We start from the raw sequence: 14,806 nt of genomic DNA, 5'->3' as shown, positions 1-14,806 counted from the left end.
TCAGGCCTCCACCTGGGCGGAACGGGATGCCGACGCGTCCGGACCTCGGTGGCCGAGCGCGTCGAGACAGGTAGTGATGATGTGCGGCCGCCAGCCGGTCCGATCGCCCGCGCGGTTGGCGGCCAGGCTGAGCACGGCCAGGGCGCTGAGCGTGCCGACGACCCGGACCAGGCGCTCGGTGTCGCCGGAGTCGGGGTCGACGTCGAACACCGCGAAGACCAACCGGTCGACGCCGTCCAAGCCGTCGTCGGCGGAGGCGTCGACATCGGTGCCCAGGGTGTTGATCGCCCTGGACGCCAGTGCCACCAGGCCGGGGCGGTCGAGCGCGAAGTCGGTCATCAGCTGCACCGCCCGCCGGTCGCGGGCCTGCCCAGCGGGCGTCCGCATCACCTGGTCGAGCACCTGCTGGCACTGCGCGCGGCCCATCGCCGTCGCCGCCTCGAACAGGGCTTCCTTGCTGGGGTAGTGGTGCAGCAGACCGGCCTTGGACAGGCCGACGGCGTCGGCGAGGTCCTTCAGCGAGGTGTGGGCGAAGCCGTGTCGCGCGAACAGGCCCGCCGCGCGGTCGAGGATCTCCTCGTCGGCTTGCTGCCGGAACGATCGTGCCACTCGACCGAATCTACTAGCCCACCGACCGAACTGGTCGGTAAACCGACCGCATCGGTTTGTGACGCTGCTCGCAGCGGCCCGACCGGTGCGGACCACCGCCCGACCCCGCCGCACCGGCGTGGGGCTACCGTCTCGGCAGGTACCCGACCACTGCCCGAGGACTTCCCGATGATCGACTCGCTGGCCCTGGCGCTCACCGTCGCCGCGCTCGTGGCCGCGGCGTGGGCGCTGCTGCTCGTCGCGCTGAACAAACCCCTGGCCCTGGACACCAAGCTCACCCTGGGCATCGCCGGGCTGACCCTGCTGCTGGAGGCGGGGCTGCTGGTCCAAGCGGTGATCGGGATCGTGCGACTGGTCGGCACCGACCGCGAGCTGTCCGGCGCGACCTTCGTGGGCTACCTGCTCGCCCCGGTGGTGGTGCTGCCGCTGGCCGGGCTGTGGGCGGTGGCCGAGCGCAGCCGCTGGGGCGCCTCCGTGCTGGCGGTGGGCTTGCTGAGCGTGCCGGTGATGATCGTGCGCCTGCAGCAGATCTGGGCGGGCCATGCCTGAGGACACCTTGGCGCGGACGACCCGCTCCGGACCGGGCAGGCTGCTCATCGCCGTCTACGGCGTCTTCGCGCTGGCCGCGACCGCCCGCTCGGCGGTGCAGATCGCCACCCGCTTCGACCAGGCCCCGCTGGCCTACCTGCTCTCCGCGCTGGCCGCGGTGGTCTACGTGCTGGCCACGGTCACCCTCGCGCTGGGCAGCCGGGCCTGGCGGCGCGTCGCGCTCGCCTCGTGCGCGGTCGAACTGGCGGGTGTGCTCGCCGTGGGTGCGATCAGCTTCCTCGCGCCGGACTTGTTCCCCGACGCCACGGTGTGGTCGCACTTCGGCAGCGGGTACGGCTTCATCCCGCTGGTGCTGCCGGTGCTGGGCCTGCTGTGGCTGCGCCGCACCGCGAGCGCGCCGCGCGACCGGGCCGCCTGACCGGGCGGGGCGACCGGGCTGCCGGTCCCGGTCACCCCGCGCCGATGACCGTCCACAGCGGTCAGTCGCCCTTCACGTTGACGATCTGCCGCAGGGTGTGGCGCACCTCGACCAGGTCCCGCGCGTCGCGCATCACGACGTCGATGTCCTTGTACGCGGCCGGGATCTCGTCGATGAAGGCGTCCGTGTCGCGGTACTCGATGCCCACCATCGCCTTGCGCAGGTCCTCCCGGCTGAACGTCCTGCGCGCGGCCGAGCGCGAGTACTCGCGGCCCGCGCCGTGCGGCGAGGAGTTCAGCGAGACGGGGTTGCCCTTGCCCACCACCACGTACGAGGCGGTGCCCATCGAACCGGGGATCAGCCCCGCCCTGCCCTTCTCGGCGTTGATGGCCCCCTTGCGGGACAACCACACCTGCTTGCCGTAGTGCGTCTCCCGCTCGGTGTAGTTGTGGTGGCAGTTGACCACTTCCGACCGCCGCACCTCGAGCCCCATCCAGTCGGACACGCACGCCACGACGCGGTCCATCATCTCCTCGCGGTTGAGCCAGGCGAACCGCTGCGCCCAGCGCATCTCGCGGATGTACCGCCAGAACTCGTCCTCGCCCTCGACCAGGTAGGCCAGGTCCGGGTCGGGCAGGTCGACCCAGCGGCGCTCGCACTGCTCGCGGGCGACGCGGATGTGCTTCTGGGCGATCTTGTTGCCCACCCCGCGCGACCCGGAGTGCAGGAACAACCAGACCTGCCCGGTCTCGTCGACGGTGACCTCGATGAAGTGGTTGCCGCTGCCCAGGCTGCCCAGCTGGAGCTCCCAGTTGCCCGCGTAGGAGCCGGGGTCGAACTCGGCCTGCTCGGCGGCCCTGGTCAGCTCCTCCACCCGCTCGCGCGCGGTGTCGGTGAGGCGGGTGTTGTGCTTGCCCGCCGACAGCGGCACGGCCTTCTCGATGGCGACCCGCAGCCGCGCCAGCGGGCGGGCGCGGAACTCGTCCTCGGTGAACTGGGTGCGCACGGCGATCATGCCGCAGCCGATGTCGACGCCGACCGCGGCGGGGATGATCGCACCCAGGGTGGGGATCACGCTGCCGACCGTGGCGCCCTTGCCCAGGTGCGCGTCGGGCATCAGCGCCAGGTGCGGGTGGATGAACGGCATCCGCGCGGTCTTCTCCGCCTGCACGCGCGTGCCGGGGTCCAGGATGGACGCCCAGTTCACCAGTCGCTTGCTGATCTGCTCCACGGCGGTTCTCTCCTCTGCTCGAGGTAGAAGTTAAGCGCCTGCGGGCAGGTTCGCGAGCGAGATTCACGGCCCCTCGGCCGACACCCACGCGCGGCAGGCCCGCCCACCGGGTGGGTTTCCGATGTGCGGACTTCGACCACCCGCACCGGTCGACGGTCGGCGGAGCCCGCCGCTGTCGACCAAGCCGGTGAGCGCGGTGAGGAGCAGGCGACGATCCGTGGACGCCCCTTCGGCAGGCCCTCACCGGTGAGAATTCGCGATGATGACACGCGCCTTCGGCGGCACGTTCACCCACAAGGCGGAATCTGCCCGAAAGTCTCCGATCCCTGCACTAACCGGAAGAGCCCCCCAGTTAAGGCTTAAGATCGACACGTGGCATGGACGAGGTAATTGCCCACCTCCTCGTCGGCCCCGTACAACCCCCAGGAAAGGGCGAGACCGATGTCGTTCCTCCCCAAGAAGTTCGCTGTCGCCGCGGCCGGAGCCGCGGTGCTGGCCGCGGTGGCCGCGGCCCAGCCCGCCGCGGCGGCCACCCCCCAGATGGTCTTCTACACCGGCGCCTTCCTGACCGGCAGCAAGACCGTCGCCGACCTCGACACCTCCGGGCAGTGCCAGAACCTGGACCCGGTCGCCTGGTCCGCGCACAACCCCTCCTCGGAGAAGGTCGAAGTCTTCTACAAGGCCGACTGCGCGCCGGGGTTGCCCGGCATCCCGAACGACGACAGGCGCGTCACCATGTTGGCCGGTTACTACGAGAGCTTCCGGCTTCCCGCGCTGAGCTACCGCGTGGTCGACTGAGCACCGCGAACACCTCCGCCGCCCCGTCGTCACCTGCCGGTGACGACGGGGCGGTTCGCTTTCCACGGGTGCGCGGCCCCGCACGGCGTCGCGGCGGTTGCGAGTCCACCGAGGACGACCGTCCACGACTCCATCCCCGTGGCCCGTGGACCAGTTCACACCCCACTACCCGGTGGACCGAAGAAACCCAGCGCGTCAAGGGTGTCCGACTGCTGGACCCGGCCGCCGCGCCGTTGACGGCCGGGTCACCGCGCTGGTGCACTGATCGCGCTGGAGTCCCCGCGAGGCGTGCCGGGCGCGAGTCGAAATCCCGGCTTCCCTTGCCCTCAACTCGTCGAAGGGTATGGACGTGCCCGTCGAATTCCTCGGCATGGGCGGCACCAACGACGGCTCGGAGACGAGCCCGCGCACCGGTCCCGCCTTCGACAAGGACTACACCCTGCGGCTGGCCAAGGCGCACGAGGAGCACGGCTGGGACCGCGTGCTGTTCGCCTACGCCTCGGGCGCGCCGGACCCGGCCCAGGTCGCCGCCTACGTGGCGGCGCGGACCGAGCGGCTGGAGATCCTGCTGGCGCACCGGCCCAACGTGTCCTACCCGACCTTCGCCGCCAAGACGTTCGCCACGCTGGACCAGATCAGCGACGGCAGGCTCACCGTGCACTTCATCACCGGCGGCACCGACCACGAGCAGCGCCGTGAGGGCGACTTCCTGGTCAAGGACCAGCGCTACGCGCGCACCCGCGAGTACATCGGGATCGTCAAGCGCGCGTGGACCTCCCGGCAGCCGTTCGACCACGAGGGCGAGCACTACCGGTTCGCCGACTTCGTCAGCGACGTGTTCCCCGCGCGGTCACCGCGCCCGGACGTGTCCTTCGGCGGCTCCTCCCCCGCCGCCTACCGGGCCGGTGGCGCGGAGGCCGACATCTACTGCCTGTGGGGCGAACCGCTGGCCGACACCGCCGAGCAGATCGAGTCGGTCCAGCGCGCGGCGCGGGAGGCCGGGCGCACCGACGTGCCGCGCATCCAGGTCGCGTTCCGGCCGATCATCGCGCCGACCGAGGAGAAGGCGTGGGAGAAGGCGCGTGACGTGGTCGAGCGGATCACCGCGCGCACGAGGGGCGGCACCGCGCCGCTGACCCGGCGGCGCTCGCTGACCAACCCGGAGAACCGGGGTTCGCAGCGGCTGCTGGAGGTGGCCGCGCGCGGTGAGCGGTTCGACCGGGCGCTGTGGACGGCGACGGCCGCGGCCACCGGGGGCGCGGGCAACTCCAACGCGCTGGTCGGCACGCCCGAGACGGTCGCGCAGGCGCTGCTGGACTACTACGACCTCGGCGTGGACATCATCTCCGCCCGTGGCTACGACACCCTCGCGGACGCGATCGACTTCGGTGAGCGGGTGATCCCGATCGTGCGCGAGGAAGTGGCCAAGCGCGATCGGGAGCGCGCGGCGCTCGCGGGCCGCGGATGATCAGACGGATCTCGGTGCACCGCACGCGGGCGGACGCGCCGGAGGCGGCGGTGATGATGCGGGAGCTGACGCACGAGTACGTCAGCCGCTACGGCGATGGCGGGTTCCGCGAGATGACGCGCTTCCCGCCCGAGGAGTTCGCCCCGCCGCACGGGAGCCTGCTGCTGTTGCTGGAGGGCGGCTCGCCGGTGGCGGGCGGGGCGCTGCGCCGCCGCGACGAGCGCACCGCCGAGGTCAAGCGGGTGTGGACGCACTCGGCGCACCGCAGGCGCGGGCTGGCCCGGCGGGTGATGGCGGAGCTGGAGCGGGAAGCGGTCGCCCTGGGCTACTGCCGCGTCTACCTGACCACCGGCCCACGCCAGCCCGAGGCCAGGCAGCTCTACCTGGCGACGGGCTACACACCGCTGTTCGACCCGGCGTGCCCGCCTTCGGCTGCCCCGCTGCCGTTCGAGAAGTCGCTGGAGCGAGGAGGTGGCCCGTGCGGTGGTGTCGACGGCGGGGGCGACGGGCGGCGGTCTTCACCACCTCGCTGCTGACCTACGTCCTCAAGCTCGTCGCGTCCGGCTGACGCGGCAGGAGAACCGGGGTGCCCGCCGGAACTTCGCCCGGCGGGCACCCCGGCCCGTCACTCCTCCAGCTCCGCCCACGCCAGGGCCAGCAGTTCGAACGAGCGCACGCGGTCGGCGTGCGCGTGGACCGTCGTGGTGACCAGCAGTTCGTCGGCACCGGTGCGCTCGCGCAGCGCGGCCAGCTGCTCCGCGGCCCGGCGCGGTGAGCCCACGATCTGGGTGTCCAGCCGGTCGCGCACCAGGCCGCGCTGCGCCTCGGTCCACGGGAACGCGGCGGCTTCGAGCGGACCTGCCACCGGCACCGCGCCCCGCCCGCTGCGGATGGACAGCACCCACGACCCGTACGGCTCGGCCAGTTCCCGAGCGGTGGCGTCGTCCTCGGCCACGACGACCTCCGCGGAGACCAGCACCCTGGGGCGGTCCAGCCGCTTGGACGGCACGAACGCCTCGCGGTAGGAGGCCACCGACTCGTCCACCGTGTTCGGGCTGACGTGGAAGTTGGCGGCGAACGGCAGCCCGAGCCCACCCGCGGCCAGGGAGCTGGGGCCGGCGCTCGACCCGAGCACCCACACCTCCAGATCGGCGCCGGTGGCCGGGAGCGCGAGCCTGCCGCCCTCGCCCGAGATCAGGTCCAGGATCGTCCCGACCTCGCCCGCGTAGTCCTGCCCGCCGTCGGGCCGCACGCCCAGCAGCCGCTGCTGCTCCTCCAGGCGTGCCACCAGCTCCTCGGTCACCACCGGGGATCGCCGCAGGTCCTGCGCGCGCAGCAGGCCGGAGCGGCCAAGGCCGAGGTCCACCCGGTCGGGGTGCAGCTGGGCGACGGTGCCGAACTGCTCGGCCACCACCACCGGCTGGTGGTGACCCAGCAGCACCGCTCCCGAGCCGACGCGGATGCGGGAGGTGGCCGCTGCGAGCAGCCCCACCAGCACGGCCGGGGCGGAGGAGGCGACACCGGACACGAAGTGGTGCTCGGCGACCCAGAACCGGTGGTAGCCGAACTCCTCGGCGCGATGCGCCAGTTCCACGGTGTTGCGCAGCGCGTCCGCGGCCGTGCCGCCGGCGGGCACCGGGGACAGGTCCAGCACGGACAGCGGGGTGTGTCGCGTCATCGGGCTCCTCGCCGGGTCAGCGCGTTGGCGCGAACGCCACCGCGCTCGCGGTGTCCTCGGGCAGGACGACCTCGGTGACACCCGCCGCGTGGTACTCCGCGATCCGCTCGGCGACCTCGGCGTGGCTGCCCACCAGCGCGGTGCCCGCGCCGGTGAACCCCGGCTGCTCGGCGCGGCGGGCGACCTGGCCAGGGCGGGCCGGGGTGACGGGCCGGTCGCCGCCCGCGACGGTGGTGGCGACCCCGTGACCGCCGCCGACGAGGTAGCGGCTGTCGCCGCGGGTCGGCAGGGACCAGTGGAGGGTCAGCGACATGGTGTCCTCGTCAGGGGGTGGTGATCAGCGTGCGGCGGTGGCTCACGGCGGCGGAGAAGCCGTCGAGCACCTCGTGCAGCGGGCGCTGCGACTCGGGGGCCAGCGCGAGGGTGTCGCCCTCGGTGGTGATGTGCTTGTCCAGCACGAACCACCCCTGCACCACGTGGTGGGCCCCCAGCGCGGACAGCACCGGCCGCAGCGCGTAGTCCACGGCCAGCACATGCGCGGGGCTGCCGCCGGTGAGGACAGGAAGCACCACCTTGCCCGCCAAGGCGAACTGCGGCAGCAGGTCCAGCAGCGCCTTCAGCACGCCGCTGTAGGCGGCCTTGTAGACCGGTGAGGCCACCAGCACGCCGTCGGCGTCGGCCAGCGCCGCGACCACCTCGGCGATCCGCGGGTCGCCCACGTCGGCGCTCAGCAGCGCTTCGGCGGGCAGGTCGCGCACGCGCACGGTGCGCACCGCGTGGCCGTCACCGCGCAACCGGTCCGCCAGGTGCTCGGCCAGCGCCGCGGTGCGGGAGGTCGGGGAAGGGCTGCCGGACAGCACCAGGATCGAGGACATGTCCACCTCCGGTCAGATCAGCGGGGTGCCGTTGAGGCGTAGCGGCCGACGTGCTGGACCTTCCAGCGCACCGGGTCGTGCAAGGTGTGGGTGCGGGTGTTGCGCCAGTCCCGGTGCGGGTTCACCCCGTCCAGGCAGGCGCGGGCGCCCGCGACCTCGAACAGCGCGCCGGTCGCGTAGTGCTTGGTGCCGTCGAGCACGAACCCGCCTTCGGAGTGCCGGAGCAGCCGGGTCCGGCAGTCCTGCGCGTGCCCGGCCCGCGCCTCGCAGCGGGCGTTGCCGAACCGCTTGCCCGCCAGCACCTCGCCGAACAAGAACGCCTGCTGCTCGGGCGGGCACCGTGATGCCCAGCAGCCCGCCCGCCGACAACTCGGCCGCCGTCCGCGGGGCCTCGGCGTCGTCGGCGATCAGGTGTACCACGTGGGCTCCGGCACCTGGCCCAGCAGCGCGTAGCGCCCGACCTCCGCCCGCTTGTAGGCGATCGGGTCGTGCAGGCTGTGGGTGCGGATGTTGCGCCAGAAGATGTCCAGTCCGACCGAGTTGGCCGACGCCCGCGCGCCGGTCACCTCGAAGATCCGGGTGCCGATCTCCAGACCGGTGTCCACCGCCCGCTGCTTGGCCGCGGCGATGACGACCGCGGCCTCGCCGCGCTCCCGCGCGGTCACCTCGTCCGGGTGCGCGTTGATCCGCTCGATCAGCTGCGCGGCCCGCTCGGCCAGCGCCTCCGCCGCCCACAGCTTGGCCTGCAGGTCGCCGTAGGTCTCCAGCACGTGGAACTCCTCGGCCGCGGATTCCTTGTTGTCCCCGCCGTAGGGCCATGGCCGGGTCCGGTCCCTGGTGTAGGCGGTGGCGGTGGTCAGCGCCCCCTTGGCGATGCCGAGGTAGAAGTTGGTGAACACCAACTGGATCAGCGGCACGTTGAGGGTGTTGTAGGTGCGGGGCCGGAATTCCTTGTCCACATACCCCGCGGCCTGCGTCCACGGCACCCGCACGCCGTTGACCTCGACGCTGCCGCTCTCGGTGAGCCGCTGGCCCAGGTTGTCCCAGTCGTCGTTGAAGACGATGGCGTCCTGCCTCGACGGCACGATGGCGAAGATGTGCTTGTCGCTGCCTTCCAGGACCCCTTCCAGCACCGTGACGTCGGAGACCTTGCCGCCGGTGGAGAACGACTTGCGGCCGGTGAACACGATCTCGTCGCCCTCGTCGGTGATCACCAGGTCGTCGTCGCGCGGGTTGACCGCGCCGCCGAAGAACCACCGCTCGCGGGTGGCCCGCTCCTCCACGGCGACCACCTGTTGCGGGGTCGCCACCAGTCGGGCGGCCCAGAACCACAGGTAGTGGTAGCCGATCAGCTGGCCGATGGACCCGTCGCCCGCGGCGACCTCCCGGATGACCCGGTAGGCGGTGGTCCAGTCCTGCCCGCCGCCGCCGTGCTCGACCGGGCCGAGCAGGGTGACCAGCCCGGAGTCCTTGAGCAATCGCACCTCCGCGTGCGGGGTGGCGCCCGCCCGGTCGCGCGCCAGCGCGTCGGTGGCCAGCAGCGCGGCGACCTCCCGTGCGCGGGCGACCCACTCGTCCGAAGTGGTGGGCGCGGTGGTCCACACGCGCTGCGCGGCACCGGTCACGGCTGGACTCCGATCGGTTCGGGGGTGGCGGAGGAGGTCTCCAGGGACGCTTCGAGCTCGCGGACCAGGGGCAGCACGCGCTCGCCGAAGTAGGCGATTTCTTCCTTGTAGTGCAGGAAACCCAGCAGCAGCAGGTCCACCCCGCGCCGCTTGTACTCCACGATCCGGTGCGCGATCTGCTCGGGCGTGCCGATGAGCTTGGACCGGAAGCCGTCGTTGTACTGCACGAGATCCTCGAACGAGGAGTCGGCCCACATGCCCTTCTTGTCGGCGGTGGAGCGACCCGCCTGCCGCACCGCGTCGCCGAAGCCGCGCACCGCGTCGACATCGGCCTTGGCGACGATCTCCCGCAGCACCTCGCGCGCTTCCGCCTCGGTGTCGCGGGCGATGAGGAACCCGTTGAGCCCGAAGCGCACCCTGCGACCGTGCGCCGCCGCCGCGGCGCCGACCTCGTCGACCTGCTCGGTGACGCCGTCGTAGTCCTTGCCGTTGCTGAAGTACCAGTCCGACACCCGAGCGGCCATCGCGCGCGCCGCGGTGGAGTTGCCGCCCTGGAAGACCTCCGGGTGCGCCCGGCCGGGCAGTTCCAGCGGCTTGGGCTTGAGGGCGTAGCCGCGCAGCCGGTAGAAGTCGCCCGCGAACTCGGCGGACTCCTCGGTCCAGCTCGCCCGCAGCACGCGGATGAACTCCTCGGCGCGGCGGTAGCGCTCGTCGTGCTCCAGCCACGGTTCGCCCAGGGCGGTGAACTCGCCCTTGAACCACCCGCTGACCACGTTCACCGCGGCCCGTCCGCCGGAGACGTGGTCGACCGTGGCGATGAGCTTGGCCAGCACGGCGGGGTGCCACAGGCCGGGGTGCACGGCCGCGATCACCTTCAACCGCCGGGTGGCCAGCAGCAGGGCGAGGCTGAAGCTGGTCGACTCGTGCTGGTGGGCGGCGCCGTAGCTGGCCAGGTAGCGGACCTGGCTGAGGGCGTACTCGAACCCGTTGTCCTCGGCGAGCACGGCGAGTTCGCGGTTGTAGTCGTAGGACCAGTCGGTGCGCTGCTCGATCTCGCTGACGACGAGGCCACCGCTGACGTTGGGCACCCAGTAGGCGAACTTCAGCGGCTCCCGCTCCCGGTTCTCGGGCACGGCAGGACTCCAAGCTTGAGGTGGCGAGGGTGGGGTGGGACCGTCCGCGAGGGACGGCGCGCGGTGTCGTGGTCTAGTCGCGATGTGACCGGCGCGGGAGACAGCCCTGAGCCGCCACGCGGACGAAGTCCACGTGGCGGCGTCGGGTCAACACCACCGGTCGCTGCACGTCCCCCACTCCAGCAGCACAGCGCTACCCGGTCAACGCACGCCGTGCGGCTCCCACATGATGAACGCGCCGGACCCGCATCACCCGGACGGACCTGCCGCGCTCGGGCCGCTACGCCGACCGCGCGCTTCCCGTCCCCGCCGGTGCGCCGGTGTCCGCGAGCCCGACCAGCGCCCGCGGCAGCGGATCCCGGTGCAGGACGCCGAGGCGCTGGGTGGCGCGGGTGAGGGCGACGTAGAGCTCGGCCGCGCCGCGCGGGCCGTCGGCGAGGATGCGGCCGGGGTCCACGACCAGCACGGCGTCGAACTCCAGGCCCTTGGTCTGCGACGGCAGCAGCGCACCGGGCACCCCCGGCGGTCCGATCACGGCGCTGGTGCCCTCGCGGCCGGCTTCCTCGCGCACGAACTCCTCGATGGCGTCGGCCAGTTCCCCGTCGGTGACCGGCCTGGCCCACGGCCGGACGCCGCACGCGCGGACCGACTCCGGCGGCTGGACCCCCGGTGCGAACTCGGCGAGCACCGCGGCGGCGACGGCCATGATCTCGGCCGGGGTGCGGTAGTTCACCGACAGCGACCGGTAGGCCCAGCGGCCGGGCACGTACCGGTCGAGCATCCGGCCCCACGACGTCGCGCCCGCCACCGACCGGCGCTGCGCGAGGTCGCCGACCACGGTGAAGGACCGGTTGGGGCAGCGCCGCATCAGCACGCGCCAGTCCATTTCGGACAGTTCTTGCGCCTCGTCGACCACGACGTGCCGGTAGGTCCAGTCCCGGTCCTCGACGGCGCGCTCGACGAGTGCGCGGGTGTCGTGCTCGACGAAGCGCTCGGCCAGGTCCTCGGCGTAGAGCAGGTCCTGGGCCAGCAGGTGGTCCTCGTCGTCCATCAGGTCGTGGCGCTCCACCTGCAGGATCTCCAGCACGCCCGCGCTGTACTCGGCCTCGGCCTCGCGCTCCCGCTCCGCTGCCCGGTCCGCCTGCCCGGCGGGGCCGAGCAGGTCGACCAGCTCGTCGAGCAGCGGCACGTCCGACACCGTCCAGGCGTCGCCCTCGGCGCGCAGCAGCGCCGGGTCGGCGCCCGCCGCCCGCAGCCGTTCCGGGGAGGTGTACAGCTGCGCCAGCAGGGCCTGCGGGGTCAGCACCGGCCACAGCTGGTCGAGCGCGGCGGTGAAGTCCGCGTTCTGCGCGAGTTCCGCGACCAGGTCCTCCCGCAGCTGCTCCCAGGCTTCGCGGTCGGACCTGGTGAACCAGCCCCGGCTGATCCGCGCTATCGCCCGCTCGGTCAGCACGTAGGTGACGATCTCGGTGAACACCGCGCGGGCCTCGTTGTGCGGCAGCCCGCTCGCCCGCGCCTCCTCCCTGGCCCACCGCGCGGTCTCGGCGTCGATGCGCACCGTGACGTCCCGCAACTCGACCGGCAGCGGGTGCTCGGGCAGCCGCTGCCGGTCGGCCACCGCCGCGGCCAGCACGTCGAGGATTTCCAGCGAACCCTTGAACCGCGCGGCTTCCGGGGTGTCCTCGGCGGTGACGCGCAGACCCGGCACTAGGTCGCCGGTGGTCGCGAACACCACGTCGGACTCGCCCAGGGACGGCAGGACGCGCCCGATGTGGTTCAGGAACGCCGGGTTGGGCCCGACCACGAGCACGCCGTGGCGCTCCATCCGCTCCCGCTGGGTGTAGAGCAGGTAGGCGACGCGGTGCAGCGCCACCACGGTCTTCCCGGTGCCGGGACCGCCCTCGATCACCAGCACACCGGGGTGGTCGAGCCGGATGATGTCGTCCTGCTCCGCCTGGATCGTCGCCACGATGTCGCGCATCCCGTCACCGCGGGGCGCGTTGACCGCCGCGAGCAGGGCGGCGTCCCCGCGCTCGCCACCGCCGGGACGGCCGAGCACCTCGTCGGTGAAGTCGACCACCCGGCGCCCGCGCGTGTGGAACTGGCGGCGGCGGCGCATGTTCTCCGGGTTCGCCCCGGTCGCGACGTAGAACGGACGCGCCGCGGGCGCCCGCCAGTCCAGCAGCACCGGCTCGTAGTCGTTCCCCTCGTCGAACAGACCGATCCGGCCGATGTAGGAGCGCTCACCCGAGACGCTGTCCAGCCTGCCGAAGCACAGCCCGCTGTCCGCCACGTCCAGCCGCTTCACCTGCTTGGCCAGCGCCCGCACCGCGACGTCCCGCTCCACGAGGGTGCCGCCGTCCCCGCGCAACGCCGCCTGGTACTCGCCCTTCACCCGCGCGCGCTCGGCGTCGAGCCGCGAGTAGAGCCCGGCGACGTAGCTCCGCTCGGCGCGCAATTCCTCTTCGTAGTCCTGGTTTGACACATTTCCCCCGGTGCGGCTAAAATGGTTCCAGATACGGCCTGCCATCCCTTGCCCTGCGGATGGCAGGCCGATTTTCTATTGTCCGCCGCTTGTCAAACCTGGTGCCGAACACGCACTCGGCTGCTCCTGTTCCACGCAGGTCCCGGCTTCGAGCGGGAATTCTGCGGCCCCACCGGGGGCTTGCCGCAAGTCCCCCGGTGGGCTATACCTTGGAGTGGGACGAAAGACATCCCGCATCGCCCCGGCTCAACGGCACAGGACGATCTCGCGCGCCATGTGCGAAAGCTTCTCGGGATTGCGCACGGCGTAGAGCCCGCTGATCAGACCGTCGTCGACGCGCACCGCCACGACGGTGTCGATCTCGCCGTCGAGCAGGACGACCAGCGCCGGGCAGCCGTTGACCTGCGCGGGCCGCAGCGACAGCGCGTCGGCGACGCGCTCCAGCCCGGCGGTCATCAGACGCCCCACCTTGTCGGCCCCCACGACGGGCCGCAGGACGGCCTGCTTCACCCCGCCGCCGTCACCCAGCAGGACGACATCGGGAGCCAGCAGGTCGAGCAGGCCGCGCAGGTCCCCCGTCTCCACCGCCCGCCGGAACGCCTCCAGCACGCCGCGGGTCTGGGCCGGGGACACGGCCCCGCGCGGCCTGCGCGCCGCGACGTGCGCCCGCGCCCGGTGGGCGATCTGGCGGACCGCGGCGGGAGTCTTGCCGACGGCTTCGGCGATCTCGTCGTAGGCCAGGCCGAACACCTCGCGCAGCACGAACACCGCGCGCTCGGTCGGCCCCAGCGTCTCCAGCACCAGCAGCATCGCCATCGAGACGCTGTCGGCCAGCTCCACGTCCTCGGCCACGTCGGGCGCGGTCAGCAGCGGCTCGGGCAGCCAGGGGCCGACGTAGGACTCCTTGCGGCGGCCCAGCGCGCGCAGCCTGCCCAGCGCCTGGCGGGTGGTGACCCGGACCAGGTACGCGCGCTGGTCGCGCACCTGGTCGAGGTCGACGCCCGCCCACCGCAGCCAGGTCTCCTGCAGGACGTCCTCGGCGTCGGCCGCCGAGCCGAGCATCTCGTAGGCGACGGTGAACAGCAGGTTGCGGTGGGCGAGGAACGCCTCGGTGGCGGGGTCGGGGCGACCGTGGGGTGCGACCTGCGGCGTACCGGCCATGAGTGGTTCTCCCCTCGCGCGTGACTGCGTTGCCCATCAGATGCCGCGGCCCGTCGTGCTGTGACACCCATCCGCCGTGGCGTGCGTCACGCCGCCGTGCTGTCACGGGGGCAGGCGCGCGGGCATCTGGTGTTCGTCCGGTGCCGCACCACGAGAGGACGAAGTCATGGACGCCCGGTTCGACCTGTTCCACAACGAGATCGCCGCGAAGTTCGCCAAGCGGTTCGCCAACACCGGCATGGTGGTCCACCAGTCGCCGCTGCCGAAGTCCACTCAGGAACTGGTGTCGCTGCGCGCCAGCCAGATCAACGGCTGCGGCTGGTGCGTCGACATGCACGTCAAGGAGGCCGCGGCGGCGGGCGAGACCCCGGTCCGGCTCGCCCTGGTCGCGGTCTGGCGCGAGTCCACCGTGTTCACCGAGGCCGAGCGGGCCGCGCTGGCGTTCGCCGAGGAGGGCACCCGGCTCGCCGACGCGCACACCGGCGTGTCCGACCAGACCTGGGCCCTGGTGCGCGAGCACTACGACGACGACCAGGTGGCCGCGCTGATCTGCCTGGTGGCCCTGATCAACGCGGCCAACCGGCTCGCCGTGATCGCGCACCAGCGCGGGGGTTCCTACGAGCCCGGCGCGTTCGCCGCCGCGTTCGACTGATCCGGGGAGGAAAGAGCACAGTGGACGGTGGCGGAGAAGGACTCTGTCCCGTCCACTGTCAACATATAGCGCAACCGGGGCCTTGCGGCAAGACCCCGGTCCTGCCCCAGAATCCTCCGCCGTA

At 72.4% G+C, this 14,806-nt stretch carries 16 protein-coding genes; 6 read left to right on the top strand and 10 right to left on the bottom strand.

Going from position 1 to position 14,806, the window contains the following annotated elements; translation table 11 throughout:
* Positions 1 to 609, bottom strand: coding sequence for a TetR/AcrR family transcriptional regulator (locus JOF41_RS38200; protein ID WP_189226261.1), 609 nt, complete (start codon positions 607 to 609; stop codon positions 1 to 3).
* 168 nt (positions 610 to 777) lie between these two features.
* Here JOF41_RS38200 and JOF41_RS10000 point away from each other — a divergent pair, with 168 nt between their 5' ends.
* Together JOF41_RS10000 and JOF41_RS09995 are read left to right on the top strand one after the other, a co-directional pair.
* Positions 778 to 1,158 carry a hypothetical protein gene (locus JOF41_RS10000; protein WP_189226262.1) on the top strand — a complete coding sequence of 127 codons (381 nt, stop codon included), beginning with the start codon at positions 778 to 780 and terminating at the stop codon, positions 1,156 to 1,158.
* Positions 1,151 to 1,576, top strand: a complete 426-nt coding sequence (locus JOF41_RS09995) for a hypothetical protein (protein ID WP_209618023.1) — start codon at positions 1,151 to 1,153, stop codon at positions 1,574 to 1,576. Before JOF41_RS10000 ends, JOF41_RS09995 begins: the two co-directional genes overlap by 8 nt.
* Positions 1,577 to 1,637: 61 nt before the next feature.
* On the opposite strand, the gene JOF41_RS09990 is transcribed toward JOF41_RS09995, so the two are convergent.
* Positions 1,638 to 2,807 (bottom strand): RtcB family protein, encoded by a 1,170-nt coding sequence (locus JOF41_RS09990; protein WP_189226264.1) that lies wholly within the window; start codon positions 2,805 to 2,807, stop codon positions 1,638 to 1,640.
* Positions 2,808 to 3,248: 441 nt separating this feature from the next.
* On the opposite strand from JOF41_RS09990, the gene JOF41_RS09985 reads away from it, so the two are divergent.
* The 3 genes from JOF41_RS09985 to JOF41_RS09975 all read left to right on the top strand — a co-directional run bounded on the left by JOF41_RS09985 (position 3,249) and on the right by JOF41_RS09975 (position 5,609).
* Positions 3,249 to 3,605, top strand: coding sequence for a hypothetical protein (locus JOF41_RS09985; protein WP_189226265.1), 357 nt, complete (start codon positions 3,249 to 3,251; stop codon positions 3,603 to 3,605).
* Positions 3,606 to 3,954: 349 nt separating this feature from the next.
* Entirely contained in the window at positions 3,955 to 5,073 is a 1,119-nt protein-coding gene (locus JOF41_RS09980; protein WP_189226266.1) for an LLM class flavin-dependent oxidoreductase, read from the top strand.
* The gene (locus JOF41_RS09975) at positions 5,070 to 5,609 is read left to right on the top strand and encodes a GNAT family N-acetyltransferase (protein ID WP_189226267.1); all 540 of its coding nucleotides are present in this window, start codon (positions 5,070 to 5,072) and stop codon (positions 5,607 to 5,609) included. Before JOF41_RS09980 ends, JOF41_RS09975 begins: the two co-directional genes overlap by 4 nt.
* Before the next feature lie 89 nt (positions 5,610 to 5,698).
* Here the strand turns inward: JOF41_RS09975 and JOF41_RS09970 are convergent, their stop codons facing one another.
* From JOF41_RS09970 to JOF41_RS09930, 8 genes are all read right to left on the bottom strand, one after another.
* Complete coding sequence (locus tag JOF41_RS09970; protein WP_189226268.1) at positions 5,699 to 6,751, bottom strand: LLM class flavin-dependent oxidoreductase; 1,053 nt, start codon at positions 6,749 to 6,751, stop codon at positions 5,699 to 5,701.
* A gap of 16 nt (positions 6,752 to 6,767) precedes the next feature.
* Complete coding sequence (locus tag JOF41_RS36860) at positions 6,768 to 7,064, bottom strand: LLM class flavin-dependent oxidoreductase (RefSeq protein WP_189226269.1); 297 nt, start codon at positions 7,062 to 7,064, stop codon at positions 6,768 to 6,770.
* A 10-nt stretch (positions 7,065 to 7,074) separates the two neighbouring features.
* Entirely contained in the window at positions 7,075 to 7,626 is a 552-nt protein-coding gene (gene ssuE / locus JOF41_RS09955) for an NADPH-dependent FMN reductase (RefSeq protein WP_189226270.1), read from the bottom strand.
* 17 nt (positions 7,627 to 7,643) lie between these two features.
* Positions 7,644 to 7,940, bottom strand: coding sequence for a hypothetical protein (locus tag JOF41_RS36855; protein ID WP_229796147.1), 297 nt, complete (start codon positions 7,938 to 7,940; stop codon positions 7,644 to 7,646).
* Between the two features lie 93 nt (positions 7,941 to 8,033).
* Positions 8,034 to 9,251 (bottom strand): acyl-CoA dehydrogenase family protein, encoded by a 1,218-nt coding sequence (locus JOF41_RS09945; protein WP_189226271.1) that lies wholly within the window; start codon positions 9,249 to 9,251, stop codon positions 8,034 to 8,036.
* Entirely contained in the window at positions 9,248 to 10,384 is a 1,137-nt protein-coding gene (gene sfnG / locus JOF41_RS09940) for a dimethylsulfone monooxygenase SfnG (protein ID WP_189226272.1), read from the bottom strand. The genes JOF41_RS09945 and sfnG overlap by 4 nt, the downstream gene beginning before the upstream one ends.
* A 280-nt stretch (positions 10,385 to 10,664) precedes the next feature.
* Entirely contained in the window at positions 10,665 to 12,869 is a 2,205-nt protein-coding gene (helR, locus tag JOF41_RS09935) for an RNA polymerase recycling motor ATPase HelR (RefSeq protein WP_189226273.1), read from the bottom strand.
* 246 nt (positions 12,870 to 13,115) lie between these two features.
* Positions 13,116 to 14,030 carry an RNA polymerase sigma-70 factor gene (locus JOF41_RS09930; protein ID WP_209618020.1) on the bottom strand — a complete coding sequence of 305 codons (915 nt, stop codon included), beginning with the start codon at positions 14,028 to 14,030 and terminating at the stop codon, positions 13,116 to 13,118.
* A gap of 166 nt (positions 14,031 to 14,196) precedes the next feature.
* Between JOF41_RS09930 and JOF41_RS09925 the strand changes: the two genes are divergently transcribed.
* Positions 14,197 to 14,682, top strand: a complete 486-nt coding sequence (locus JOF41_RS09925) for a carboxymuconolactone decarboxylase family protein (protein ID WP_189226275.1) — start codon at positions 14,197 to 14,199, stop codon at positions 14,680 to 14,682.
* Positions 14,683 to 14,806 lie beyond the last annotated feature (124 nt).

It is taken from the genome of Saccharothrix coeruleofusca, from assembly GCF_017876325.1.
Taxonomy (GTDB): Bacteria; Actinomycetota; Actinomycetes; order Mycobacteriales; family Pseudonocardiaceae; genus Actinosynnema; species Actinosynnema coeruleofuscum.
The sequence above is the reverse complement of the archived record's forward strand: the minus strand, read 5'-3'. Positions and strand labels throughout refer to the sequence as shown.

Bases quoted from the DNA above. Each gene is read 5' to 3' on its own strand.
- JOF41_RS10000 (WP_189226262.1), top strand. From the start codon at position 778: ATGATCGACTCGCTGGCCCTGGCGCTCACCGTCGCCGCGCTCGTGGCC.
- JOF41_RS09995 (WP_209618023.1), top strand. From the start codon at position 1,151: ATGCCTGAGGACACCTTGGCGCGGACGACCCGCTCCGGACCGGGCAGG.
- JOF41_RS09985 (WP_189226265.1), top strand. From the start codon at position 3,249: ATGTCGTTCCTCCCCAAGAAGTTCGCTGTCGCCGCGGCCGGAGCCGCG.
- JOF41_RS09975 (WP_189226267.1), top strand. From the start codon at position 5,070: ATGATCAGACGGATCTCGGTGCACCGCACGCGGGCGGACGCGCCGGAG.
- JOF41_RS09970 (WP_189226268.1), bottom strand. From the start codon at position 6,751: ATGACGCGACACACCCCGCTGTCCGTGCTGGACCTGTCCCCGGTGCCC.
- JOF41_RS36860 (WP_189226269.1), bottom strand. From the start codon at position 7,064: ATGTCGCTGACCCTCCACTGGTCCCTGCCGACCCGCGGCGACAGCCGC.
- ssuE (WP_189226270.1), bottom strand. From the start codon at position 7,626: ATGTCCTCGATCCTGGTGCTGTCCGGCAGCCCTTCCCCGACCTCCCGC.
- JOF41_RS09930 (WP_209618020.1), bottom strand. From the start codon at position 14,030: ATGGCCGGTACGCCGCAGGTCGCACCCCACGGTCGCCCCGACCCCGCC.
- JOF41_RS09925 (WP_189226275.1), top strand. From the start codon at position 14,197: ATGGACGCCCGGTTCGACCTGTTCCACAACGAGATCGCCGCGAAGTTC.